A 25,377-nucleotide genomic window follows, 5' to 3' on the forward strand; every position below is an offset into this window, starting at 1 on the left:
CTAATTTCTCAAATGGTTTTTTTCTTGCCCATTTTTTTTCGAAACACTGCCACTACTAACAGCAATAAGGGTAAAAATAATCCTACAGATAATGAAAAAGCGTTTGCCGTTTCTGTATCCCACTCTTGTTGATAAACCACATTAGGATAGACGATAAGAGAAAGGACGATGGCAATCATCCCTAAAGGCAAAGTGAAAGGGCGATAATCTTTTATTTCCATAATTTGTGTAAACCCTAAAACAGAAGCGTAAAAATAAAGGACCAGCTTGAAATAGATGGTAATCATCCATAATCCGGCCATGATTGCATCGATCCGTGTCAAAAAATTACCGATATTGATCTTTTTGGTCAACTTATAGCCCGGATAAATTTGATTTGCTGAATCAAAAGGGCCAAGAACCAAAATACCCAGCAGAGTAATGATGATCATTACCAGCCCGCCAATCAAACTTCCGATCAAAAAAGATTTTTGAGCTTCTTTCGGCTGATTGACATTGGCTGGAAAAATCATCAATAAAACAACCGCATTTATCGTTGATGTCACGACCAAAAAAATACTTGCCCGAAGCAAAGGTTTTAACTCTACATCAAACACAGGCTGTATGTTTTCAACTTCAATTTCGGGACTGACGAAAAACACTAGGCAGATAAATAAGATAAAGAAAGTCAGGATCAAAATCTCTGCTGATCGTGCAAATGTTTCCAGACCATATCGTACTGCCATCACCATTATGATACCTATAAGGATTACAAGGGACCCAAGCGGCGTTTCTGGCATGATTTCTGTAATAAAGAAATTGCCAGCATAAAATAGAAGGGCAGAAGTATAGGCAAAGGTCATTGAAAAAAATATGATGGATACCATTTTCCCTAACCATTTACCTAAAACCCTTTGATTCATCTGCACAAAGGTCATATCAGGAAACATGAGAGCTAGTTTATTGTATAAAAATATAACTAACAAACCCATTCCAACACCGAGGATCGCTGCAATCCAAGCATCTTGTTTCGCCTCGGAGGCCAGCGTTGCTGGAACAATCAAAATGGACGTGCCGATGGTAAACAAAATGACCAATATCCTGAATTGACGGACCGATATTTTTTGGTTATCTAACACCTGATCACCCCCCTCTTCATTGTATCTAATCTTTTATTTTTTCAAGCGGTGAATTTCCAATTGTACCAAGCCGTCGAATCTTTACATCTGCTTTCACCTCTATTGGCATGTCCGTAAATCTTTCGTCCCAATTTTTCTTTGCCTTTTTCCAATAGTCAGGATTTGAACGGTGGATTGCCTCCCCAAAGCCAAAAAGATCGACTTCGAATTCTTCCTTGGCTGTCGCGATGGCTGATTCAATTATTTCCTTGATTTGTTTTTCTGATTTTTTTTCCAATTCATCAATCGTTTTCGTTTTCGTCAAATCAAGCTTTTTGCATTGAACATCACCAACATTCCCTTCCACCTGAATTTTTACCGTCCCCTTTGGTGAACCATCTTCAACCTTCCCTTTTAAATCAACTTTTGTGCGAGTCACCTCAACTCCTACTTTCCCTTTTCCTTCTGGACAAGACACTTCACCAATTGTACTTTTTACCTTGCCTTGGACATAGCTGACCGCTTTACTCTCCTTTTCATTCAACCACCCGATTAGTTTATCATCTTTAAACACGGCCATCCCGCCATATTTCAATTTGACATCAGCATCAATTCCTTGAACATTCTCCATCATTTCCCCTACTTTTTTATTTTCCCCTATTACATGGACTCCTGTTAAGTTGGGATGTATTCCCTCACTCACGATTTCCGCGGTCAGTTCATCCAATGTAATTGCCACTGAAGGAGCCCATGATTTCTCGGACGTTTCAAGAGATGTAAACAGCTTGTTTGCAGGAATATCTTCTAATCCTGTCGTCACTTTCAATACATTCTCTGCCTTTGTATCTTTCGCAATGATAATGTAAAAGTCTGTTCGCAATTCGTGATCCCTTGATATAAAATCTAATGTTTCTCCAATTCCTTCTTCGGCTAACTCCTCACTTATTACAAGAATTCGGAGATGAGGAAAGTAAAGTTTTCTAGCTGTACCCGTAGTCATTCTTCTTATCGCTTCAAAGACCGTGTCTCCTTTTTCTTGATATAGTGTAACTGGTGATTTCTGACCTCCTCCTTGTTTAGCAGCTACTTGACCTGGATTGACAACCTGAGTTGAAACAACATACTCCTCATCCGATTTATCCACTGCCATCGCAACCGTGATGGCCAGTTCATTCAGCTCCCGCCGGTTCCAACAACCCGTCAAAAGATTTAGCAAAAGGAAAATGATGATGAATAAACTGATTGTTCTTTTCATACTTGATCCTCCTTTCTTGCGGTTTTCAAGGATTTTCCCTATTCACCTTTATTTCAATAACCACATCATTAAATCAGTTAACGGTTTAAATATGACTGCAATCCAATCGAACGGATTGGGAACATTCAAATCCAAACCTACTGCAATACTTAATCCGATCCCAAAGACAAGCAGCACCGAAAAAACCCATAGTTCTTTCCTCTGTCTTTTCTTCCAAAGCGGAGGTACTTCTATAATGGTGATCAAGATGGCTACGAGAAGTACTCCTGTAATAACCCACATATCGAATTACTCCTTTAATTTTACGAACATTGGATCCATCTGCTTCAATTGAACCATGGGGATCAAATTCATTCCTTTTCGATCAATAGTCCTGTTCTCGATCAACAAGGTCCATTTCATTTTTCAACCATGCATGCATGTCTTTCCATAAAAAATGGTGACGGTCAATACCTTGTTCGGATGTGCTATTTTCGTTTCCGGGACTCCGGCTTTGGTGACGGATTATCTTCCCGCTTTAAATTTTTCTGGCTGATCAGACGTGGACGCGAAAATAAACCCCAGTGTGGAAACCGGATAAACACATCCTTTTGCCCTTCAATATTGAAAGGAGCAAGTGGTGACATATAAGGTACGCCGAATGAACGCAAACTGCATAAATGAAGAGTAAGGGCGATCAAGCCGACTATCATCCCGAATAAACCAAACGAGGCAGCAAGTCCCATAAAAATAAAACGCAACATCCTTACGGAAATAGAAAGATTGAACGAACTGACAATAAAGCTTGAAATCGCGGTGATCGCTACAACAATAACCATTGCTGCGGAAACAATGCCGGCATCGACAGCCGCTGTTCCAATGACGAGTGTCCCGACAATTGAAACCGCCTGACCGATCGTCCTCGGCATTCGAACTCCGGCCTCCCTCAATATTTCAAATGTGACTTCCATTATAAGTGCTTCAATGAAGGCAGGAAATGGTACTCCTTCCCGTTGAGCAGCCAGGTTAATGAGCAACGGTGTCGGCAGCATTTCCTGATGAAACGTCGTAATCGCGATGTATAAGGATGGACCAAGGAGCGCTATGAAAAATCCAATGAACCGAAGAATACGGAGCAGTGTAACAATATCTGCTCGTTGATAATAATCATCTGCTGTTTGGAAAAATTGAACGAACAATGACGGAGCGATTAGAGAATGAGGGGTTCCATCAACAAAAATAGCGATACGTCCCTCTAAGAGATTGGCAACTGTGACATCAGGGCGCTCTGTAGTGAAAATAGTAGGGAAAGGTGTATATGTCTCATCTTGAATCAACTCTTCAATATAGCCGGTTTCCAGAATACCATCGATTTCAATTCTATCAAGTCGCCGACGAACTTCTTCTACCACCTTGTCATTGGCAATGTTTTTTATATAGGCAATTGAAACGTCTGTTTTCGTAACCGTTCCAATCTTTTTCGTTTCTAACCAAAGGTTGCGATCGTTGACTTTGCGTCTTAACAGTGCTGTATTGGTACGTAAGCTTTCTGAAAAAGCTTCCTTTGGACCACGTACCGTACTTTCAGTTGTTGCTTCTGGCACACCGCGGTCTTTTCCACCCTTCATGCTAATCGCAAAGCCTTGTGTATAACCGTCAAGCAAAAGTATCACATTACCTGTTAACAGAGAGGTGAAGAGAGTGTTGTAATCGGTTATATCTTTTAATTCTCCGACTGCTAAAACAGAATCTTTCATCAGCTGCAGCAGGTCTTTTTTGTTAGTGATACTCTTGTCTAGACCCGAATCCTGTATATCCACCATTAAGGATTCCAGAATGAAATTTTGAATGGAGGGTGTATCAACCAAGCCCTCAGTATAAATGATCCCTGCTTTTATGCTGCTTTCTTTTCCTATGCTAATTTCCCGGATGATGATATCATCGCTGTTACCAAGTGCTTCTTTTACTATTTGTATATTTTCTTTAAGATTCTCACTAAACTGTTCTTTATTTTTAATTTGATCGTTTTGTGTAGGCAAGGATTGACTCCGTCGATTTTTAAACGATTTTTTTATACGTCTCATCCTCTTCCCTCCTGCCAATTTCAATTTATTATTTCCAACATAGTCCATTGTAAACTTAGGGTAAATTTTCAGATCGTTTGAGCGTTTTGGCGTATCGTAATATACCAGAAATTTATGGAAGGTATATATAAATATTGTCGCGTTGTCATGCATTTTATTCCTTATATATGGAGTGTCTAGAGATTTACGGGAATCAAGTAGATTACGGGAATCAAGTAGAACTCTTTTTGTTGGACTATGATGAACACCAATGTCTGTGTTAAGCGCCATCATGATGATTCTGTTGAGTTATGCGTTGTATCACGGAATAGAAGTATGGCAAGAGCAGGGGAAATGTTTTTGTTTTAGTCTTTCCTAAGGTTTTATTATTATAAAACTTAGAAGCTATTGTGATGATCGTATTTGATCATAGAGGATTTTTTAAGGTGGGTTCTTTTGTTACACAGTTGTTATATGTACGACTGACTTATTCAAAATGAAAAATCACCGGAAGTCCATCTTACCTATTGGCGTGATGATAGTTTTTACCTCGATGGTCGTGGATATTTTTGTAGCACTCATCTTACTAGGGGAATTTGTCCTTGAATCGATCTTTCCCTTGTTTGAATTTATTCTGTTGCTATTAGTCATAGTCGTTTTTATCCGACAACAAATTAGGTAACAAACTTTATTGACTTAATATGAATGATTAGGAAATTAGGACATAAATGTTGCCGTTTGATAAAAAATTGATTTAGTGTCCGTATCGTATATCAATATAAACAATAAAAAAGGCCATAATGACCTTTTTTATTATCAATGCCCTCATCTTTATTCTTTTACATACTATTTTAACAACCTGATTCTAGGCAAAAAGAACCCCTACGAGCAAATAAAAAACACATGCAACCGCAGCTACTGTCAAGGCATATGGAATCTGTGTTTTGACATGATCCATGTGATCGGAGGCAGCTCCTGTAGAGGCTAGAACGGTCGTATCTGACAAAGGTGAACAATGGTCCCCAAAAACACCTCCGCCTCCAACAGCTGCTATTGTAGCCAAAACAAGTGTCGTTACCTCATCACCTGTATAGTTAAAAGCAAGCGGGACGGCTAAAGGCATGACGATTGCAAAAGTACCCCAGGAGGAACCTGTCGCAAAAGCGATGATTGCGGCAATCATGAAGGTGGCAACCGGCAGCAGGCTTGGGCTCAACCAATTTCCGCTGACGGAAACAATGTAATCGGCTGTCCCTATGTCTTCTGTCAATTTGTTCAACGCATAAGCAAACGCTAAGATGATGATTGCAGGCAATACACCTTTCATCCCGGCAGTGGCTGTTTTCATAATTTCATTAAATGGAATACCCTGGAAACGCATGATAACACCTAAAATAACAGACGCTGTCAAAAATGCTTCCATTGTTTTTGCTGAGTCCAATACGATGAATGTCCCTACCGCGATGGATATCACAATCAAGACAGGCAGGAAAAAGTTTAAAAAGATATTAGATTTTATTCCCTTAAATGGCGGTGTTTCAGTCAATTCTTCCCCCATTAACGGTTCAGCTCCGTCACGCAACACCTTTCCTTCATTTAGTGCCCGTTCTTCTGCTTTTCTCATCGGGCCATAATCGGGGATAACCCGCATTGCAAGTAGACCGACAAAGAGAACCGATAATAAAGCATAGAAGTTAAAGGGTATAGCCTGTACGAATACTTTCATCGCCGAATCGGGGCTTGATATGGAACCCATACCGACTAATAAGCCTGAAATAAATACCGCCCAACCTGTGATCGGAACGATGACACTTACAGGTGCCGAAGTCGAATCTGCGATATAAGACAATTTTTCCCTCGATATTTTCGCTTTATCTGACAAATTTCGCATTGTAGATCCGACAAATAACGGACTAAAGTAATCGCTGAAGAACACGAACATGCCCAAAAACCAGGAAACTAGCTGTGTCTTGACCCTGCTTAAATTCTTGCGCTCCATGACTGCCGTAAATTGCTGAATGGCACCAGTTCTTTGAAAGAAAGCAATTAATACTCCAATAAAAAGTTCAAGCAATAAAATCCACGAAAAACTCGTTGTACCTAATGCTTCTTTCAGTAAGTCCGGGAATCCCAATAGCCCTTGACCCGCTAAAAGTACGCCGACAAAACAGGCAACAGCAAGCGAGAAAACTGTATTTCTTGTGACAAAAGCCAAGATAATCGCAACCGTTGCCGGTACAAGTGATAATATCCCTAATTCCATACTCTTCCTCCTCCTTTAAATCATTTCAACAACTCTTCTGGTTTCACCCATTGTCGCTTTTGAACAAGACCTGTTTCTTCATGGGTCAGCTTGCCCTTGTATATTGTAAGCCCTCCTCGAAGATATTCATCATCACGCAAGGCTTGTTCAACCCCTTTATCGGCAATCGATTGAATATACGGGAAAACAGAGGCAGCATACGCGATGGACGCTGTGTTTGGAACAGCGCCTGGTATATTGTCCACCCCAAAATGGATAACCCCTTCTACCGTATAAATCGGTTCTTCAAACGTTGTTGGTCGATAGGTTTCAATTGCTCCTCCCACGTCTGCACTGATATCTACAATCACAGACCCCTTTTGCATCGTACTGATCATATCCCTTGTAATCAGATGGTCTGTTCGTTGTTTCGGCCATTTTACACAGTTGATGACAAGGTCCATGTTCGGTAAAATTTCCCTAATGGTTTCTTGATTCGAAAATCCAGTCGTCACATTTTTAGGAAAAAGAAACTGAGCTTCCCGCAAAACGCCAATATTAATATCCAGTAACCTTACTTGTGCCCTCAATGAAGCGAGGACGTCAACCGCACTTTTTCCGACGATTCCTCCTCCTAGCACCAACGCTTGGATACCGGGAACGCCTCCTATCCCCCCTACTAATTTTCCTGATCCACCGTTTGGCGTAAGAAGGTATTGAATTCCCATCAATGCACCCAGCTTTCCTGCCACTTCACAATTTGGCGATCCGAAACGGTGAGTATCCTCTGCTGTAATCGCAACAACTTCCTTTTCAAGCAACGCATCAACCTCTTCTTTGTTTGCCGCAGGATGCAGACATGAGAAAACGATTTGCCCTGGTTGAAGAAGAGAATACTCTTCGGGGCTGACTTCCTTCACTTTTACAACAAGATCGGCTTGATCGAAAATCTCTTTTGCCCGCTGTACAATCTCTGCCCCTGCCTTCAGGTAAGAGGGATCGGGAAATCCCGCCTGGAGTCCCGCATCTTTTTCCACCAATACAGAATGACCTTTACGAGACAATTGCTTCACTTCGTTTGGTGTCAAAACGACACGTGATTCTCCACTTTTAACTTCCTTTAAAACTCCGATTTTCACTTTTTTATTCCTCCCCGTCCTTTTTTGACTCATGTACTTAACATGCAAAACTCATGCCAATTCAAAAATATGTGGAGAAAATGAACAAAAAAGCAGGCAAAACCCCTTACAAAAGGATTCTGCCTACAAGTAAATCGATTTAGAAGAATGGGAATTGTTATAAAACCGGCAATAGATCGTTAATATTTCGGCACCTATCGTCGATTAGTTGATTCGATAGTGGTTCATTTTATTCTGTAATGTTTGTCGAGGAATCTCAAGCATCCTGGCGGCTTTGGATACATTTCCGCCGGTTAGAAGGATAGCTTGTTCAATTCTAGCCTTTTCTAAATTCGCAATCTCATCTTTCAATGGTTTGATTTTGGTAGACGAAAACGATTGTTGGATATTCATCAAATGCTTGATTTGCTGTTCCAAATGGTTGTATTGTAAAGTATCTTCACAAGGATCAGCCTGATTTAAAGCGTATTCGATCACATTTTCAAGCTCCCTGACATTTCCTGGCCAATCATAGCCCAGTAAAACTTCAAGAGAATTTCTTGAAATATGAGCAATATTCTTGTCATGGCCTTTATTTAATTTACTCACAAAATAATCAACCAACAAAGGTATGTCTTTTTTCCTTTCACGTAATGGAGGAATCGCCAGCGTCATAACCCCGAGTCGGAAATAAAGATCTTGACGTAAACTTCCATCCCTTACGCATTGAGATGGGTGTATATTAGATGCCGTAATGATCCTGACATCAACCTTCCTCAGCTTTGTGTCCCCTAGCCTACGGACGTAACCATCCTCCAATACCCTTAACAGTTTTGCCTGAAGGTGAATGGGCATCGAATTTATCTCGTCAAGGAACAGGGTTCCTCCGTCAGCCAGTTCAAACAAGCCCGGATTGTCCTCAGCACCTGTAAAACTTCCTCGTTTTGTGCCAAACAGAATACTTTCAATTAAACTCTCTGGGAGTGCAGCGCAATTCTGTGTAATGTATGGTTTTACAGAACGTCCACTCGCATTGTGTATTGCATGTGCAAACAATTCTTTGCCTGTCCCTGTTTCCCCGTATATAAAAACGGAAGAATCCCCACTTGCAAACTTCCTTGCAGATTCCTTCAATTGAGTCATCACTTCATCATTGGTCACGATATCTTCAAAAGAATAAACCGCTCTTTCAGGGTTAATCCTCTTTTTTAACTGTCTGCTATCAAATGAGCTTGAATCAATCTCTATAACGGAACGGGGAAAATGCTCTGATTGGCTTATGTCCATTGAAAGTTCGATCGACCCGATTATTTTCCCATGGGCTTTTATCGGTAATGAAACATTTGTGGTTTCTTTTTCAATTCCTCTGAAATCAACAATACTTTGTTTAGCACGGAAAATCGGCTTACCGGTTTTCATCACATTTAGAAGGGTGCTGGATCGTTCATCTAGTAAAGGAAAAGCAGAAAAAAGGTTTTGACCGATGATCTTCTCGTTTTCATCAATCTCCGTGTGAAACCTCGGATTGAATTTAACGGTGAATAAAATCGTTCCTGATGTATCAATAATCGTTATGCCGTCTATATATTTTAACTGGTCCAGCATTTTCACTCATCCCCATTTTATTTGCTTCATTTGCCTACCATTTTACAGAACTTTCAATCAAAAAGCATCTGCACTAACCTTTCGTCTCAAGAAATACGTTTAAATACTATAGACGTCGTTTTTTACTCTCATCCATTTTGATTACAAAAAATCATGACTTTCACCATTCTTGAATCGAAATACTGTTTAAGTACATCTTTACATTTGGAGAACGGATACCTTTTTGATTGGTCTCGCTACCTTTTGCCGAAAAAAAAGCTCCAGTTGTCAAACATTAGCTTGGGAGTTTATAAACACTCTGTTTGGTCAATGACTAATCTCATATAGATGGTTTGTTTTGGAGGCCTAATTTAAATGGAGAAATCGAGTATTAATCCTTACCAGTTTTTCTCTTTAGTTGTCTTATTCGAGTTAGGAACCGCACTTATTGTCCCTTTAGGAGTTGAGGCAAAACAGGACGCTTGGTTGGCAGAATTATTGGGGATGATAGGCGGTATCGTTTTATTACTTCAGTATTATTATTTATATAGCCATTATCCAAATCTTCTACTGACAAGCTATCTTCAAAAAATTTTAGGGAAATATATTGGTTATATGATCGCTTTGTCATATATTTTATTTTTTATATACGGAGCATCCAGGGATTTGCGGGAATCAAGTGAACTGTTTTTGATTGATTATAGTAAAACCCCTATGTCTGTACTGAGCGGAATCATAATCCTTCTCGTTTGTTATGGGGTGTATCAAGGAATAGAAGTGCTGGCTAGAGCGGGTGAACTTTCTTTTATCTTAGTCATTACGATAGTGGTATTGACATTTTTTTTTACGATTGGTTCAAATATTGTTCGGTTCGAGAACTTGCTGCCTGTATTGGAAAATGGATGGAAGCCGGTTATAACAACGGCATTTCCTGACCGCGTTTTTTTTCCTTACGGTGAACTGATTTGTTTTACGGTAATTCTTCCCTACTTGAATCATTCGGAAAATGGGATGAAGCTTGGAATGATTGCCATGATTTTAAGTGGACTATTATTAACTATGACGATTGTGATTGAAATTGCTGTACTTGGTGTAAACGGATGGTCGACGTCTGTGTTTCCTTTTTTGAAATTAGTCGAAAAGATAAATATAGGAGGATTTGTACAAAGCTTAGAAGCTATTGCGATGATCGTCCTGATCGTAGGGGATTTTTTTAAGGTAGCTGTCTTTGGTTACGCAGCTGTGATAAGTACGACCGATTTGTTCAAGATGAAAAATCATCGTAAGGCCGTCTTACCTATAGGGGTGATGATATTTCTTACCTCGATGGTTGCAACCGATAATTTTGTAGAGCACATCGAACAAGGGAAATTTGTTCTTAAATCGATCTTTCCATTGTTTGAATTTGTTATCCCATTTCTATTAGTCATAGTGGTTTTTATCCGACAATTCATTAGAGGTAATAAACTTCATTAACAAATATGAATTTAACTGAAGGAAAACTAACATGACACCTTACTTTAGATCATCAACATCAAAACGCTTTTCTAATGCTGCTACAGCTTCGATTTCCACCAATTGATTTGGATAGCCTAATACGGTAACTCCAGATATGGTGCTTGGAACATCATGAACACCAAACTCATTTCTTATTGTTTCCCATGCAGCTACCAGATCTGATCGGTTTTGAGATGCTACTAGGACCCTGGTATATACAATGTCATTCAATGAGGCACCACTGACTCTGCCGCTTTATGGCTGAGCTGATTATACGAATTTTATCGATAACGGTTAAGGCTTCAGGTCCTGACATTGGATAGATCTTGCCCGAGTGCCCTTTAGAAGTTAAGATGTTTGCCGATACAACCTAAATTAAGTCATCCCGTTCTAGCGCTTTTCTTCGTGTATTTTTCATTCTAGATATCTGTTGTTCTAGTTGGGTTTTTGCAGCTGATAAAGCTTCCATTTGACTGTGAGCTTCTTGTAATTTTTCTTGATACATTTCAAGCAATTCGTCGCAATACTCGTCTTTTCCCTTAATTTCTTTACTCTCAGGGCGTTCACAGAACAAAATTGACTTAACTTGCTCTGTCGTAAGCCCTATCCTAAATACATTTGGATGGTTTGAATTTCTCCAATAACAGATTCATCGAACTCAAAAGCAAAGGGAGAATTGATCAATGGCAAACTTATATCCTTACATATTCAGCGAGGATGCAAAAAGACAAGCAGACTTTTATGCCCAAACTTTACAAGGAGAGGTTGTAAGTGTTCAAACCTTTGACCAAGCACCGGGTTCTCCACCAGAAATTGCAGAGAAAGGATGCATCTGACTCTACAGGTTGCAGGTCAAACATTTTTTTGGCTGATGCTGTTAAAGAACCCGTTCACAAGGGAAGCAATTTGAATCTTGTCCTTGAGTACAAATCAGAAGATGAAGCACGTGAAGCATTTGAAGGACTATCTGATGGCGGAAACGTATTAATGCCATTTGAAAAGGTATTTTGGGGTGCAATGTTCGGTCGACTCGAGGATCAATACGGTGGTATATGGCAAATTACGACAGAACATGAGTAAAAACCCTAAAGAAGGTTTTAAATATCATATAATCGGGTAATGTATTACGTCCGGCATCTATCCCAGTGCCGGACTACACAGGATTCCCCTGCTTTCTATACATAATAGATCGTGGGGGAAACTTTTTTCGTTCCTCTCTCCCCAAGCCACCCTCCCTATCGCTTTTATCACAAACTTTGCACATACCACATTGTTACGAACAACTTTCCTTTGCAGAATTACCATTAATCGTCATTAAAGACATTATTTTTCAAAATCGATCCGATTAAAAAAATACCGGACACCTGAGACCCTATTTCACCTAAATGGTGGTAAATCAACTGTTAAATGCATAATTAACGAACCTCATGTCTGTGAATTTTCTGCACTTCTCTTTTTCCCGGTGTGAGTTCGTATCCCTGCAAAACGAAAGCCATTATATAAAATAATTTATAGCTTTTAAAACTTTTCCTATGGTACAAAGGTATTACATATGAGAAAGAAAAAAGGGGAGATCCCAGTTGGATAAAAAAACGATAAAAAAGATAAAAAAAGGCGACAGAAAAGCTTTCCGAGCCTTATACGACGAGTATTATCAAGCAGCGATGAGAGCGTCGATGTCGATGTTGAAAAATGAATCTGACGCCTCAGATGCAGTACAGGAAACCTTCATCCGTGTTTACAAAGGCATTCATACTTATAATGATTCTAAACCTTTCAAACCGTGGTTTTACCGCATTTTGACAAACGAAGTCCGCCGCTTGATCAGCAAACGCAAACCTGAAACCGATATCGATCAAGTTCCGCAAAGCGCATATGAGGACAAGGCAACTCAACCTGCCACTGATAATGAAATCCTTGATGAAGCGATGGAAAAATTGAAAGAAGACCATCGAGAAGCACTCGTGCTGAAATATGTGGAAGGCTTGACTGAAAAAGAAATGTCGTCAGTACTTGAAATCAGTATCGGTGCTGTGAAATCAAGGCTTTTTCAAGCTCGCAAGCTGCTGAGAGAAGAATTAAGGGGAGATTACCATGGACAAGAGCAAGTTTGATGATATGTTGGAGGCAAAATTGAAGCAGGAATATGAAATAAACGAACTAGAAAAAGAAAAAACGTGGAAATCGATTGAAGATGAGCTGGATTTCGTCACGCCAAAAAAGAAAAAATCAAAATGGATCGGGTTCGCAGCAACGGTAGCAGCAGCTGTACTGCTCGCCATCGGTCTTTTGAATACCACACCAGGATACGCTCTCGTCGATAAAGTAAAAGAATGGTTCGCACCAGAAAAAGAAGTGAATATTCCAATCGAAGGTACTGAAGAAGAAGGAACAGCTTCTCTAAACGATAGTATTGAACACGGATATGTCATCTATGTAGATGAAGAGCGTTACAAGATGGAAAAACACGAAGATTACGATATTATCACAACAAAAGAACCGCTGCCAGAACAATACCCTGAAGTGTTCATGAAGATCATCAGAAAAAAAGAGCAATCTGTTGAAGATACAATTAGCCAGTTGGAAGCAGAACACGGCTTTACTTTTGAACAAACCGACTATCCGATTGATTCCCAAACCGCTCGTACATTAAACGGCAACAACTGGGACAGTGTCATCAACCGATACTTCGTCATCCCAGATGAAGACGGTGGCTCATACATCTTCCACCAACGCTACTTCCTCGAAGCAGAAGAAGGACACGGCGTACGCCTCAGTGAAATGATGAAGAACTTCGAGATTGTGGAAGAAGAATAGTTTTATAAGAAGGTTTTGTTAAATATACTGTTGGTTACTGACTAAGTTTGATTGAAGTGAAATTTGCAACACTCCTGCGGGAAAAGCGAGCCAGGCGAGACACTCGCGAGGAGGCTTACCCGATCGCCCGCTAAGGGGGAATAAATTTCGCCAAAACCAACAATAAAGTATAAAAAAGCCTATAAGAAAAGAAGCTTGGGATTTGAATAAAGGGTTCCGTTTAGAGGTGCGAAATCAAAAATAACGACATAATGACACACGTTTTGACATTGAAACTGGCATAGAGTATATAAAAAAAGACTCGTTATTGACGAGTCTTTTGTCTATGCAGAAAGCGATTTTTATTTTCTTCTTATTCCAATTAAAGCTCCCCTATAATGGAATAACGAGCGCAACCCAATACTTTAGAATTGCGCCCTATAGCGGAATATACAAATTATTCTCGCTCCTTTGGCCAAGAGCCTTGTTGTTTGCGAATTAATACAATTTGCCCTATATGGTATACGTTGTGCAAAATTTGACGAGCCAGACCCCCAACAAGTTCCTCTTCCAGCTGACTGTCATTAACTTGTGCCAGTGATTTACGTAAATTTTCACAAATTACGCGTGTTTCTGCCAAGACTGCCTTCCATTTTTCAGAATCTGCTGGGTCCCCGATATCTCCAAATGTATTCTCTGCCAGGACTGCCTTCCATTTAGAATCTGCTGGTTCCCCGATATCTCCAAATGTAGCCTTGTTATTAGATGCCTTTTTTCTAGGCGTTGTGTCATTGATTTGTCTAACAAGTAGGGCGTTGTAATAATTTAGATGATTCACAGTTTGCCAAATTGTATTCCCTCCTCCTGGGGGCTGCCAGCTTGCATCTGTGGAATTTAAACCCTCAAGAGCAGATTCTAAAGGTAAAAACCAGGTCTCAGTATCCCAACTAAAGTCATATTCCATGCGAAAAATATCCATCAGTTCTAGGTTCATTTGCTTTCTCCCCTCATACGATTATTGTAACCTCAGGTAATTCATACTTGTTATCCGCAGCAACGAACGTGACCTACGATATTGTTGGCAAATACATTAATAAAGAGGCAAGTGATAAACAGCTGCTAAAATTTCATCATAGTCCTCGGGGCTTTTGCTTATCTCTTAATTAGTTATTTTCCAACTGTCTTATCGGTTCTGCATACACCGTGTATGGCGCGGGACTCACCCCAGCTCTACTAGCTGTATTCTTTTGGAAAAAGGTTAATAGAGCCGGTGGACTTGCGTCAATGATTGCTGGAGTAGTAATAACCACAATGATTTGGGAAATACCATTATCAAAACCTTATGATTAAATAGTGTTGTAATTGCCTTAAATCCTTTTTGTCCAAGAATATCCCTCTTTACATTTCCTTATTCCACACTCCTGCCCCTTTTCTTATGTAATAAGAGCGATCCTTTGTGCAGGATTCGCCTCCCTATTGCTGCAGATCGTTCAACTAAACAAAACACCAAATTATAATTCTTTTATATCATTTACAAGTTCAGGCAATCCATTAATGAAGTAATGTTCATCACCATCAAGTGTTCGGGTAATTGCCTGTGGAAGCTTTTCTTTGTAGTGTCCAAGGTGTGAAGATGGACTATTTCATCGTCACAGCTGTGATAGAAGAACATCTCCGATTTCTGAGAGAAATTTGAAGCAAAATTATCTGGCAATAAATATTCCTCGACCTGCCAATCATCGTCCTTACCCCAAAATGGGGATGCAATCATAAACAATCCGGAAATGGATTGTTTCAAAGCTTTCTCGGAAAGATATTTCAACAGAACTGACCCACCCAAAGAATGACCAATGAGAATTATCTCCCCTTCTAATTCAGCGAATACTACGTTAAGCTGACCTTTCCAAAGCGTATACTCAGGATTTTCTGGATTAGGCATTTTGGGAATTAACAAGTTGTATTCATCACCGAGCATCTCCTTTAAATATCCTATCAGATCGTTACTTCCTTGATGAAGACCCTGTACTCCTGCACTATGAATGAATAGCACTTGTTTCTTCATTTTGTTTACTCCCTTTTCTTGAGATATGGACTTCTTCCCGAATTACTACGTTTTCACCTTTTCGTGAGAAACAATAATTGGGTAAAAATCTTTTTAATAGTGGTTAAATTATACAAGAGTACTACCCTTCTATAGAATGACTTCAGAATCCATTTACTCCGTTAATGCTGACCCTTAACGGAATTACAATATTCATTTATCCATCCTTATTTTACCACAAGAAAGAGCTGCCAAAGAAAAATGACATCAAAAATCGCAGCACAATCAGCATACATTTTGACAACCTCCCTGGATCGTACAATACCTGTTATCCAATGAAACATTTGCTCATTAAATCTTTGAGAAACCCTGAAAGTAAATCAATGTCATTTTTTAGGTTAGGCACCCAAAAACGGAACCCGTTAGGATTTGAACAAATCTTCTTTTTCCCATCCTGAATCATTTCTATAATCCTAGAAATTTTTGCATTTTTCCCAGAAATTTTTCGATAATTCCAGAAATCCCTACAACTATACTATAAATCACTCTACAACTTTTTTTATCAGCGCACAGCCACTTTCCCTTCACAAAATGGAAATAATATCTTGATATACTACTTTTGTTGTACAGGTGCTAGTACGATGTGTGTGATTATCGCGCAGGTACTAGAAACTTTTATTTTTTTAGAATATTATGATTATTAACAAAAATGAATGGGTACTCATTCATTTCTTTGGAAGCGTTTACTACACATTGGAGGTATCGGAATGAATATTTTCAAATTACTTTCCGCTGAGTTTTCGAAAATTGCTGCTCACAAGGGGATTCTAGTTTCCGTCATTGCTGCTTTACTCGTGCCTGTCGTTTATGGGGGCATACTCCTTTCAGCTACCTGGGGTCCCTATGACAACCTCGATAATCTGCCTGTTGCTGTCGTCAACAATGATCAAGGCGCAATCTCTGAGGGTGAACCGATCAATGTTGGAGACCAATTAGTAGCGAATATGAAAGAAGGAAAAGACTTAGGCTGGGAATTTGTCAGTTCAACCGATGCTATGAGAGGCCTTCAGAAGAATGACTACTATATGGCGATCATCATCCCTGAAGACTTATCCCAACGTGTGACCACCGTCATGGAACCGGATCCAAGGAAACTGGAGCTTGAATACATCCAGAATGAGGGGATGAACTTTCTTGCGTCCAAAGTTACGGAAACTGCCACGCAACGTATTCGTGAGCAACTAGCCGACACGATTACACAAAATTACACCGCAAAGGTTTTTTCCAGTTTAGATGATGTTTCCGATGGGTTTGGAAGAGCAGCAGACGGATCTGCCCGGCTATCGGACGGAACGACGCAGCTACATAATGGAACACAGGAGCTTTTAAACTCAGTCACTTCCAAACAATCGGATATTACGAAATTAGCGAATGGTACACAAGAATTGAAAGACGGAACAGCCCTTCTATTAAGCAAATTGGAAGGAAAATCAGGGGACATCTCTAAACTAGCGGACGGTTCTCAAGAATTGCATGATGGGTCAAAACAGCTTTTGGCCGGATTGCAAAAAGCTGAGGCCGGAAGCGAGGAACTCAAGAATGGCGTAGCAAGTAATTTGGCTCCAGGTGCCAGAGGAGTTGCCGATGGAACGATCCGTCTAAAAGATGGGGCAGGTAAACTGGCTACTGGTGCGAAAGAGTTAGAACAAGGCTTGAAAAAATTTGGTGATGCAAATCCATCTACCAAGCTACCTCCTTATGCAGAGTCCTACGATCAAATCATCGCAGGTGCCGAGAAATTAGCTGCTGGTCTGGAAAGCTTGACCACCAAATCCGGTAAACTAAGCGATGGAGCCGTAAAAGTTGCAGATGGGATTGATAATAAAGTCGTCCCTGGTACGGTTCAGCTTCATAACGGTTTGAATCAACTAGTAGCTGGGCAAAAGAAATTAGAAAATGGGGCTGGGCAAATTGCAGATGGGAACGCCAAAGTCGAAACTGGCTGGCAAGAACTGATCACCGGGGTTTCAAAACTTGATAATGGTGCTGGACGTATTGCTGAAGGAAATGCTGCGGTAGATGAGGGATGGAAGAAACTGTCCACTGGCGCGGCCAAACTCGAGGACGGAGCTGGAAAAGTCGATGATGGCAGTGAAGAACTTGCTTCCGGTTTAAAGGAAGGCGCTGATAAAACAAGTGGTTTGAACACGGGGGAAGAAAATGCTCAGATGTTCTCATCCCCCGTCCAACTTGCAAGTGATACGGTCAACGATTATGAGTATTACCGTGACTCGACGGCACCATATGTTCTTACATTAGGGCTATTTGTCGGAATCCTGATCATGTCGATGTTCATCAATTTCAAAAGACCTGCAGATGTTTCAAGCATCAGCTGGTTTACCGTCAAGTTCATGAATCTGACAATACTTTCACTTTTCCAAGCAGTCTTATTACTAATGACCGTGTTTTTCATACTAAAAATGAATGTTGCTAATCCGCTTGGACTCGTTTTGTTCACTATTGTTGTCAGCATCGTTTTTTCCGCCATCGTTCTATTCCTTGCTGCAGCGGCTGGGAACATCGGACGATTTATCGCTCTCGCATTCGTGATCCTGCAACTTTCGATCACAGGAGCGAATCTGCCGAGAGAAATGCTGCCGGAAAACCTGCGAGCCTTGAGCGAATTCTTACCTTTCACCTACTCAATTGAAGGATTCAAATCGGTCATTACATTGGGTGATTGGGGAGCAGCGGTGACAAATATGTCAATCCTGCTGGCTTATCTGATCCTCTTTGCCCTCTTATCGGTGACGGTCTTCATCTTCATGAAAAAATCACAAAAACAAAAACAGAACGTCGAAGCAGCAATGTAGAATAATTCAGGGACAGAAACCAATGTGGTTCTGTCCCTTTTTTAAATATCCGGAGATCAAACAGTTTCCTCACTCCTTCACAACTATATTGAAGGTGATGAAGGCTAATGAATCGTCCGATGAAAGCAAAGGAGGTGCAGTGAAAAAATCTCCCCCTGCAATATCTCCCAAACTCCCGTTATAGTGCATGAAAAGATTCTTTTTCAATTCTTCTCGGTTTCTCATTTTGTTCTATACTCCTAATGCTTCGTTTAAATGGAGTAGATTTATCTAATAAAGTCTCACGAAACCTAATAACAATTAACTGTGATATACAGGTTAGTGCAAAGAATAAGATTGGTGCGAACGGAATCCATGGGTACACAGGTATAAGGTCAAAACTATCACCTATTAATCCAGCCCATTCATAGGTCATTGTTTTCTGCCCCGTTTGCATAAGACTATAATCCATAAAGACACCACCGAAATAGACTTGTAATTAAAGAAATGAATGTCGAAACGAACGGTAAATATAAGTTCAACATGCAGATTCGCACTCAGACCTAATGTGTTATGTGAGCCATAGACCATCTGGCTTTCACTGTTTTTAACAACATTTTGAGAATGATACAAAATGTTGTGTTATGGTGTCTGACACTATTGTTTTAAGGACTGCCCCACTGCTTTCATCTTCTAACTATCGATTTAACGCTTTGTTACGCTGTACCTCTTCCATAAACTTCGTCCACCATTCTTCTTGCTTGGACATATTACGATATTTTTTCTGAGTTTCCCCCCATTTTCTCATGGAGGGTCCGATTTCCGCCTTCGCTTTCTCTAATCCACCATATTGGGGAACCAGCCACTTTCTTCCGATTTGAGTATGGAGCACTTCATCAGCCCAGTCATAATCCTGGATTATAGCTGCCAGTTTGTTTTCAGATTGGGTGGCGATTTCCCATTCCCACTGCTTTCCGGTTTTTTTAGGCATCAATCCTTGCTCGATCGCCCAAAGTATCAAATGCGCCTCAAGGGGATCAAAATGTATATTAAGCGACATCGATGATTTAAGATCAACAGGGTACTTATAGAAAGGAACACCTGCTTGATATAGTCCAATTTCCCCTAACATTGCATGTCTTGCTTCATCCCATAATTGTCTGCTCATATCCACGTAATAATCCCAAGACTGATCCTTTGTTTTGAAAATGATTGGCGCCATCCATTCTGGAACATCCATTTCACGTAAACGTTTGTATAATAACGCATACGTTCTTTCATCCAAGCTTCTTGATGAATCCTGAAAATAGTCATCAATTAAAGCAGATTGATTAAAGTTGTCTGTAAAGCGTCCATCCCGTTGTGGTACCGCATCCATTTCATACTCCTTACCGTCAGCCCTCGGATCCGGAAGATCTACTGTTTCGTCGGGTGTTTCTCCTGTAATACCGCCTGCGAATTGAAGAAATGCTGTTAAGTGTTTTACCCAGCTTTTCGCCCTTGCTTCTTGTTCTTCATCCTGAATTAAAGCGGATATGGCTGTTTCTCCCCATTTGAGCATTTCCTCTTCTTCCATCAAGATGATCTTTAAAAGACGATATGTAGGTTGATCAGCCATCGGATTCGACTCATCAAGGTGCTTTTTCATCGCCTTTATGATTTCTGGTTTAATAACTTGATAGATGCTAACTAATAATTCCAATGTATCTTCCGCTCGTATAACCTCATCAAGCAATTTTTTTAATTTTTGGTCAGGAATTTCATCTAATTTGAGAGGAGGCTCTCTCATTTCAGAAACTCTCTTACGAATATCTGCGCAATGTTCGGCCTCTAACCACAAGTGGTAACTGAAGGCGCATTTCACTTCCCATTCAGGTGTCCTTGCGAGGTGTGCATTGTAAACTTGATGCACGGTTTTCTTCACATAGTTATAACGTCTCAGCAAATCTACATTACGTCCTACACTATATCCTTCTTTCAAAGCTGATCCATAACTGCAAATACCTGCCAACGGCGGTATCCCTCTATTGTCAATTATCACTGTCCCCACTTTTACATCACTCCCATAATTGTTTAACCTTTTCTAATTTTATACAAAAATCTTATAGGTTACATTATCAAATCATGCTATAATCATTGTCTAAAACGACTATATCTCCTAATTAAGAGGTGTGCTTGTGAGACAGCCTTTACATCAATTTATCGCTAAACATCCGATTGTTCCTTTTATCAGAGAAGCTGATTATGCAGTAAGAAAGCCTTGGTCGATGCTTGAAAGAAGACTCCTCGATTATTTGCTGGTATATATCCAAGAAGGTAAATGTGTATTTAATGTGGAGGGGAAGGATTATTTCTTGTCAGAAGGAAATTTTTGTTTAGTCCAGCCCAATGAATTGGTTACGCTGAAAGGAACGACAAAAACGATTACGCCGTTTGCTCATTTGGACTTTTTTTATAATCAACATAGAGAACAAAGCTTTCCGACAAAAGCAGGACAGACGAACATTTCGGAGTTTGAACCTTTCATGCAGCCGAAACTGAATGATTTTGCTGAATTACAGATCCCAGTACATTTTAAACCGGAACAGCCTATTCAATTTCGAGACTCCTTCCTGAAAATGATTGGGCTTTGGCAATCCGGTGATACACTGGGATTAATTGAAGCGCAAAATTTAGGAAGTGAATTGATCCATTCCATTATGAAGCAATACGGAAAATATAGACCCCCTGGCCATGTAGCACCAGAAGATTTTAATTGGATCACTTCCTATTTCTCCTTTCGTTTGTCTGAAAATATTACCATTGGGGACATGGCCAAACGAGCCAGGTTATCTCCTTCACGTTTTTCGACTCTTTTTCGAGAACATTTCGGAAAATCTCCTTATCAGTATTTACTCCAATTAAGGATTGAACATGCTGAAGAACTGCTGCTAAACAGCCCGTTAAAGCTTCATCAGATTGCCGAGTTCTGTGGATTTGCCGATGCACAGCATTTCTCTAAAGCTTTTAAAAAAATGACAGGTAAAACCCCTGGCAGTTACCGCAAACAATTGTAAAAAACAAGTGGAGTAAGAGTAAATCTAGTAGATTTCCTGGTCATCAATAAAATGAATATACTAAAAAGCCGCTTCCAAAACGGGAGCGACTACTTATAAACATCTTCATTAATTTTTATTGGTGGAGCATAGCGGGCTCGAACCGCTGACCTCTTCGCTGCCAGCGAAGCGCTCTCCCAGCTGAGCTAATGCCCCATTGTATATTACTGGGTAATGTATTGTTAATATATCCAAAAGTTGTTCACATATTGTATTGTACTTTGTTCCAGAAAATTCGTCAATTGAATGGTTATTTTTCGTAAAAAGGTAAAAGGAGAGGGTCGATCTTTGTTGCAAGAAGATCGACAATTCATGTCAACGCATGGTATTGGTGGTCTGTAGACGCTGGTCGATAAATTCCGTATCATCCATGGAGATCATCCGTCCATTTTGATTCTTGTAAACAATGTGATTCCTTGTAAACTTAGTCGGTGTGTCAATACCACAAGAAGCTGCCAAATGGAAGAGCCCCTCCCGTAAGGATAAAATGTAGTTACATACCCTATATGACTTCTCTTCTATGATCAATGCTTCTTGAAGCTTCGGGTCTGTGGTGGCGACACCAACTGGACAGTTATTCGTGTGACATACTTGTGCTTGGATACATCCAACGGAAAACATTAGTCCTCTGGCGATATTGACAAAATCAGCACCTAAACTTAACGCTATAGCCACTTTGTCAGGGGTTAGAAGCTTACCAGATGCAAAAATCTTCACTTTAGCACGGATACCGTATCTTTCTAATGTATCGTGAACGAAGGGGAGAGCTGTTTTTATCGGAATACCGGTCGAATCAGCAAGTTCTTGGTAGGATGCCCCTGTTCCGCCCTCGCCTCCATCAACCGTGATGAAGTCAGGGTGTTTCCCCGTTTCGGCCATATATGCGACCAGACGCTCAAAGTCATCCGTATTTCCCACTACCATTTTGATGCCTACTGGTTTACCACCTACATCCCTCAATTCGTTTATGAAGTCTAGCATTTCCTTGTTATTCCCGAATTCTTTAAAGCGGTTAGGGCTGTCAATGGATTGCCAAGGTTCTACATTGCGGATTTCAGCAATTTCAGGAGTCACCTTGGAACCATCCACATGTCCCCCTCGTGTTTTTCCGCCCTGGGCCAGTTTCAGTTCAAATGCTTTCACCTCTTTAAGGTCACTCTTCTTTTTGAATTCTTCCCAGGAAAACTTTCCATCTTTGGTACGTACCCCAAAGAGTCCGGGACCTATTTGGCAAATGATATCGACGCCGCCTTTCAAATGATATTCAGAAAGTCCTCCTTCCCCGGTGTTCATCCATGTACCTTTGGCTCGGGACAAGCCTATGGATAAAGCAGTAAGAGCCCGATCACCGAGCGATCCGAAGCTCATGGCGGACTGGCCTACCAGACCTCTTACTTTAAAAGGGTTCCGGGATGTCCTTTCACCGATGACAGGAGAATCCTCTTCGTCCAATAAAAAGGGGGCAGCCTTGATATCTTCCCTATATTCTTTACGTAAAAACAAATTATCCTTATCAATCTGATAGATTTTCGTTTTCACCTTATCGTCATTATCTGTCCTCAGTTCATTCCTCTGTTTAGGAAACATGGTATTCCTGATATAAAAACCTTCTTTTGTAAAGTCGCGTTCTGAACCGAAACCGAGCATCCGGAATTTGTATTTCCCGGCTATTACTGTATTCTTGAATTCCCTTCTAGAGAAAGGCATCCCTTCATTATCATTCAGAAATAAATATTGTCTGAGCTCGGGACCCATCTTTTCTAATATATACCTCATCTTGCCGAGAATAGGAAAGTTCCGTAACACAGCATGTTCCTTCTGCTTCTGATCGGTCCACCACAAATACAGGATAAGCGAACATGGAGCAGCAAAAAAGAACAAGATAATCACGATAAGGATTACGAGGATGAGGATATTCAGATCCATTTGAAAACCACCTCCCTAAATCATACCATTGGAAAGAACAACCCAAAGTCCTTCACCAGCTATCTTTTCCTTTTGTCGGGGTGATGAGTGAGACTTTAAAAAATGCGCTTCAGTGCCTTTTTTAGTGGAGGCATATCTACTTCATGTTCTTTGAAGAATTTTTTCATGACATGCTTCGAGTAACCTGCAGCCTGTCCATATGTGATCTTACCCGGTAAAGGTGGCTGATCCTCGATTACTACATCGACGATGACGGGCTTATTGGCTTGGGCAGCTTTTTTAAAGGTAGCGCTCAACTCTCGATGGTTCATCACCGTGTATCCTTCACCTCCGCATGATCTTGCAAATGCTGCAAAGTCTATATTTTTTAAGTCTGTTCCATATTCCAGATGACCTTGCTCTTCCTGTTCGTATTTGATCATCCCGATCTTTTGGTTATTCATGATCACCACAATGATCGGCATTTCGTATTTGACAGCTGTGACAAAATCATGCATGACCATCGAGAACCCTCCGTCGCCACAAACGGTTATCACTTGCCGTTCAGGATAAGCAAGACTGCCGGCAATCGCACCTGGTAGTCCACAACCCATCGTCGCCATCCAGCTTGAGATAAGGAATTTTTGACGGGTGATCTGGAAATGTCTGGCCATCCACACTGTGACATTTCCAACGTCTACGGATACGATTGCATCATCTTCAACGATTTCTTGTAACTTAGGGATGACTTCTTGCGGCTTGATTGGAGACGATACGTGATTTTCTTCCTTTTCGATATGTCTCCACCAATTCGCCATATTTTCTTGACATTCTTTCAAAAAGGATCTCTCTTCTGTCATTTGCAGTTGATCGTTCCATTTCTGGAGAACAATGGCTGCGTCTCCTACAATGCCGACCGTCACTGGATATCGTTTGCCTATCTGACTAGGATCAAGATCGATCTGCACAGCGGGGGCATTATCGGGTAGAAAATCCCTGTAAGGAAAAGAAGTGCCGATCATGATAAGCAGATCGGTTTCTTCCATAGCCTCGTAAGCTGGTTTGGTTCCGATCTGTCCGAGCTGGCCAAGGTTGTATGGATGTTTGTCAGGTAGAGTTCCTTTTGCGGGCAAAGTGAAAATGATTGGTGCGGCAATTTTTTCTGCAAACCTTACCAATTTTTCCTTGACCGATTTCGTTCCCATGCCCGCGAGGATGACTGGCTTTTTCGATTTTTTTATGTCTTTCAAGCCAGCATCCAAGTCATCAGCAGCTGGAATCTGCTTAGAAAAAGATGGTATCGCTGACAAGTTCGGCGTATAACCTTCGATCTTTTTCATTGGAATATCGTCAGGAATGATCAAGACTGATACTCCTTTTTCGGCATAAGCATTACGTATGGCTTGGTCGAGCAATGAAGGAAAGGATTCTGGAGATGAGACCCTTTGGCTGAACACTGACACATTTTCGAACATTTTCTCAAGATCAACTTCCTGAAAAGCATCATGACCTACTTTATCTGTAGGGACTTGTCCAGCCAGAACCAATACAGGCGCACTGTCTGCTTTGGCATCATATAAACCATTGAGTAGATGGATCGCACCCGGACCCCCGATCGAGAGACAGACTCCGATCTTACCTGTTAACTTCGAATAAGAAGAAGCAGCTAACGCACCTACTTCCTCATGTCGTACTTGTATAAATTCGATACTTTCTTTTTCTTTTCTGAGATGTTCAACAAAGTTGTTGATCGAATCACCTGGTAATCCATAAATATGATTGATATCCCAATGTTCAAGAACTTCAGCTGCTGCCTTTCCTGCAGTATGCTTCATATTCCGTTCCCTCCAAAT

General features: G+C 40.6%; 22 protein-coding genes and 1 tRNA gene. 7 read left to right on the forward strand and 16 right to left on the reverse strand.

The features are described 5' to 3' along the window. Positions 1 to 8: 8 nt before the first annotated feature. The 7 genes from KOL94_RS11670 to KOL94_RS11700 form a co-directional block, all read right to left on the reverse strand. Positions 9 to 1,118 (reverse strand): GerAB/ArcD/ProY family transporter, encoded by a 1,110-nt coding sequence (locus KOL94_RS11670; protein WP_221566594.1) that lies wholly within the window; start codon positions 1,116 to 1,118, stop codon positions 9 to 11. A 25-nt stretch (positions 1,119 to 1,143) separates the two neighbouring features. Continuing rightward, a complete protein-coding gene (locus tag KOL94_RS11675; protein WP_221566595.1) occupies positions 1,144 to 2,352 on the reverse strand; it encodes a Ger(x)C family spore germination protein in 1,209 nt (402 codons plus the stop codon). A 48-nt stretch (positions 2,353 to 2,400) separates the two neighbouring features. Continuing rightward, positions 2,401 to 2,634 carry a hypothetical protein gene (locus tag KOL94_RS11680; protein ID WP_221566596.1) on the reverse strand — a complete coding sequence of 78 codons (234 nt, stop codon included), beginning with the start codon at positions 2,632 to 2,634 and terminating at the stop codon, positions 2,401 to 2,403. 185 nt (positions 2,635 to 2,819) lie between these two features. Beyond that, positions 2,820 to 4,415 (reverse strand): spore germination protein, encoded by a 1,596-nt coding sequence (locus KOL94_RS11685; RefSeq protein WP_221566597.1) that lies wholly within the window; start codon positions 4,413 to 4,415, stop codon positions 2,820 to 2,822. 844 nt (positions 4,416 to 5,259) lie between these two features. Further along, the gene (locus tag KOL94_RS11690; RefSeq protein ID WP_221566598.1) at positions 5,260 to 6,657 is read right to left on the reverse strand and encodes a Na+/H+ antiporter NhaC family protein; all 1,398 of its coding nucleotides are present in this window, start codon (positions 6,655 to 6,657) and stop codon (positions 5,260 to 5,262) included. A 20-nt stretch (positions 6,658 to 6,677) separates the two neighbouring features. Next, a complete protein-coding gene (locus KOL94_RS11695; protein ID WP_221566599.1) occupies positions 6,678 to 7,775 on the reverse strand; it encodes an alanine dehydrogenase in 1,098 nt (365 codons plus the stop codon). Positions 7,776 to 7,979: 204 nt separating this feature from the next. Beyond that, positions 7,980 to 9,359, reverse strand: coding sequence for a sigma-54 interaction domain-containing protein (locus KOL94_RS11700; RefSeq protein WP_221566600.1), 1,380 nt, complete (start codon positions 9,357 to 9,359; stop codon positions 7,980 to 7,982). 354 nt (positions 9,360 to 9,713) lie between these two features. Between KOL94_RS11700 and KOL94_RS11705 the strand changes: the two genes are divergently transcribed. Next, positions 9,714 to 10,814 (forward strand): GerAB/ArcD/ProY family transporter, encoded by a 1,101-nt coding sequence (locus tag KOL94_RS11705; RefSeq protein WP_221566601.1) that lies wholly within the window; start codon positions 9,714 to 9,716, stop codon positions 10,812 to 10,814. A gap of 39 nt (positions 10,815 to 10,853) precedes the next feature. Here KOL94_RS11705 and KOL94_RS11710 read toward each other — a convergent pair whose 3' ends face one another. Both KOL94_RS11710 and KOL94_RS25245 read right to left on the reverse strand, forming a co-directional pair. Next, positions 10,854 to 11,066: a RidA family protein gene (locus KOL94_RS11710; protein WP_260412293.1), complete on the reverse strand. Its 213-nt coding sequence runs from the start codon at positions 11,064 to 11,066 to the stop codon at positions 10,854 to 10,856. A gap of 139 nt (positions 11,067 to 11,205) precedes the next feature. Next, a complete protein-coding gene (locus tag KOL94_RS25245; protein ID WP_260412294.1) occupies positions 11,206 to 11,340 on the reverse strand; it encodes a hypothetical protein in 135 nt (44 codons plus the stop codon). 178 nt (positions 11,341 to 11,518) lie between these two features. Between KOL94_RS25245 and KOL94_RS11715 the strand changes: the two genes are divergently transcribed. The 4 genes from KOL94_RS11715 (at position 11,519) to KOL94_RS11730 (ending at position 13,652) form a co-directional block, all read left to right on the forward strand. Beyond that, the gene (locus KOL94_RS11715; RefSeq protein ID WP_221566602.1) at positions 11,519 to 11,671 is read left to right on the forward strand and encodes a VOC family protein; all 153 of its coding nucleotides are present in this window, start codon (positions 11,519 to 11,521) and stop codon (positions 11,669 to 11,671) included. Between the two features lie 28 nt (positions 11,672 to 11,699). Then, a complete protein-coding gene (locus KOL94_RS11720; protein ID WP_221566603.1) occupies positions 11,700 to 11,915 on the forward strand; it encodes a VOC family protein in 216 nt (71 codons plus the stop codon). A 500-nt stretch (positions 11,916 to 12,415) separates the two neighbouring features. Next, entirely contained in the window at positions 12,416 to 12,949 is a 534-nt protein-coding gene (locus KOL94_RS11725; RefSeq protein ID WP_221566604.1) for an RNA polymerase sigma factor, read from the forward strand. Continuing rightward, a complete protein-coding gene (locus tag KOL94_RS11730) occupies positions 12,930 to 13,652 on the forward strand; it encodes a hypothetical protein (RefSeq protein WP_221566605.1) in 723 nt (240 codons plus the stop codon). The genes KOL94_RS11725 and KOL94_RS11730 overlap by 20 nt, the downstream gene beginning before the upstream one ends. Positions 13,653 to 14,088: 436 nt before the next feature. On the opposite strand, the gene KOL94_RS11735 is transcribed toward KOL94_RS11730, so the two are convergent. After that, positions 14,089 to 14,625: a DinB family protein gene (locus tag KOL94_RS11735; protein ID WP_221566606.1), complete on the reverse strand. Its 537-nt coding sequence runs from the start codon at positions 14,623 to 14,625 to the stop codon at positions 14,089 to 14,091. 537 nt (positions 14,626 to 15,162) lie between these two features. After that, positions 15,163 to 15,693, reverse strand: a complete 531-nt coding sequence (locus tag KOL94_RS11740; RefSeq protein ID WP_260412295.1) for an alpha/beta hydrolase — start codon at positions 15,691 to 15,693, stop codon at positions 15,163 to 15,165. A gap of 746 nt (positions 15,694 to 16,439) precedes the next feature. Here KOL94_RS11740 and KOL94_RS11745 point away from each other — a divergent pair. Next, positions 16,440 to 18,545 carry a YhgE/Pip domain-containing protein gene (locus KOL94_RS11745; protein WP_221566607.1) on the forward strand — a complete coding sequence of 702 codons (2,106 nt, stop codon included), beginning with the start codon at positions 16,440 to 16,442 and terminating at the stop codon, positions 18,543 to 18,545. Positions 18,546 to 18,614: 69 nt separating this feature from the next. Here KOL94_RS11745 and KOL94_RS11750 read toward each other — a convergent pair whose 3' ends face one another. Continuing rightward, positions 18,615 to 18,770 carry a hypothetical protein gene (locus KOL94_RS11750; RefSeq protein WP_221566608.1) on the reverse strand — a complete coding sequence of 52 codons (156 nt, stop codon included), beginning with the start codon at positions 18,768 to 18,770 and terminating at the stop codon, positions 18,615 to 18,617. Positions 18,771 to 19,221: 451 nt separating this feature from the next. Beyond that, positions 19,222 to 20,574, reverse strand: a complete 1,353-nt coding sequence (locus tag KOL94_RS11755) for a hypothetical protein (protein ID WP_221566609.1) — start codon at positions 20,572 to 20,574, stop codon at positions 19,222 to 19,224. 127 nt (positions 20,575 to 20,701) lie between these two features. On the opposite strand from KOL94_RS11755, the gene KOL94_RS11760 reads away from it, so the two are divergent. Continuing rightward, positions 20,702 to 21,580: an AraC family transcriptional regulator gene (locus tag KOL94_RS11760; RefSeq protein ID WP_311775134.1), complete on the forward strand. Its 879-nt coding sequence runs from the start codon at positions 20,702 to 20,704 to the stop codon at positions 21,578 to 21,580. 119 nt (positions 21,581 to 21,699) lie between these two features. On the opposite strand, the gene KOL94_RS11765 is transcribed toward KOL94_RS11760, so the two are convergent. The 3 genes from KOL94_RS11765 to KOL94_RS11775 all read right to left on the reverse strand — a co-directional run bounded on the left by KOL94_RS11765 (position 21,700) and on the right by KOL94_RS11775 (position 25,359). After that, positions 21,700 to 21,775 (reverse strand) — tRNA-Ala (locus KOL94_RS11765). Positions 21,776 to 21,934: 159 nt separating this feature from the next. Continuing rightward, a complete protein-coding gene (locus KOL94_RS11770; protein WP_221566610.1) occupies positions 21,935 to 23,545 on the reverse strand; it encodes an FMN-binding glutamate synthase family protein in 1,611 nt (536 codons plus the stop codon). Positions 23,546 to 23,640: 95 nt separating this feature from the next. After that, complete coding sequence (locus KOL94_RS11775; protein ID WP_221566611.1) at positions 23,641 to 25,359, reverse strand: pyruvate oxidase; 1,719 nt, start codon at positions 25,357 to 25,359, stop codon at positions 23,641 to 23,643. Positions 25,360 to 25,377: the final 18 nt, after the last annotated feature.

The sequence above is a fragment of the Alkalihalobacillus sp. TS-13 genome (genome assembly GCF_019720915.1).
In the GTDB taxonomy this organism is placed as follows: domain Bacteria; phylum Bacillota; class Bacilli; order Bacillales; family Fictibacillaceae; genus Pseudalkalibacillus.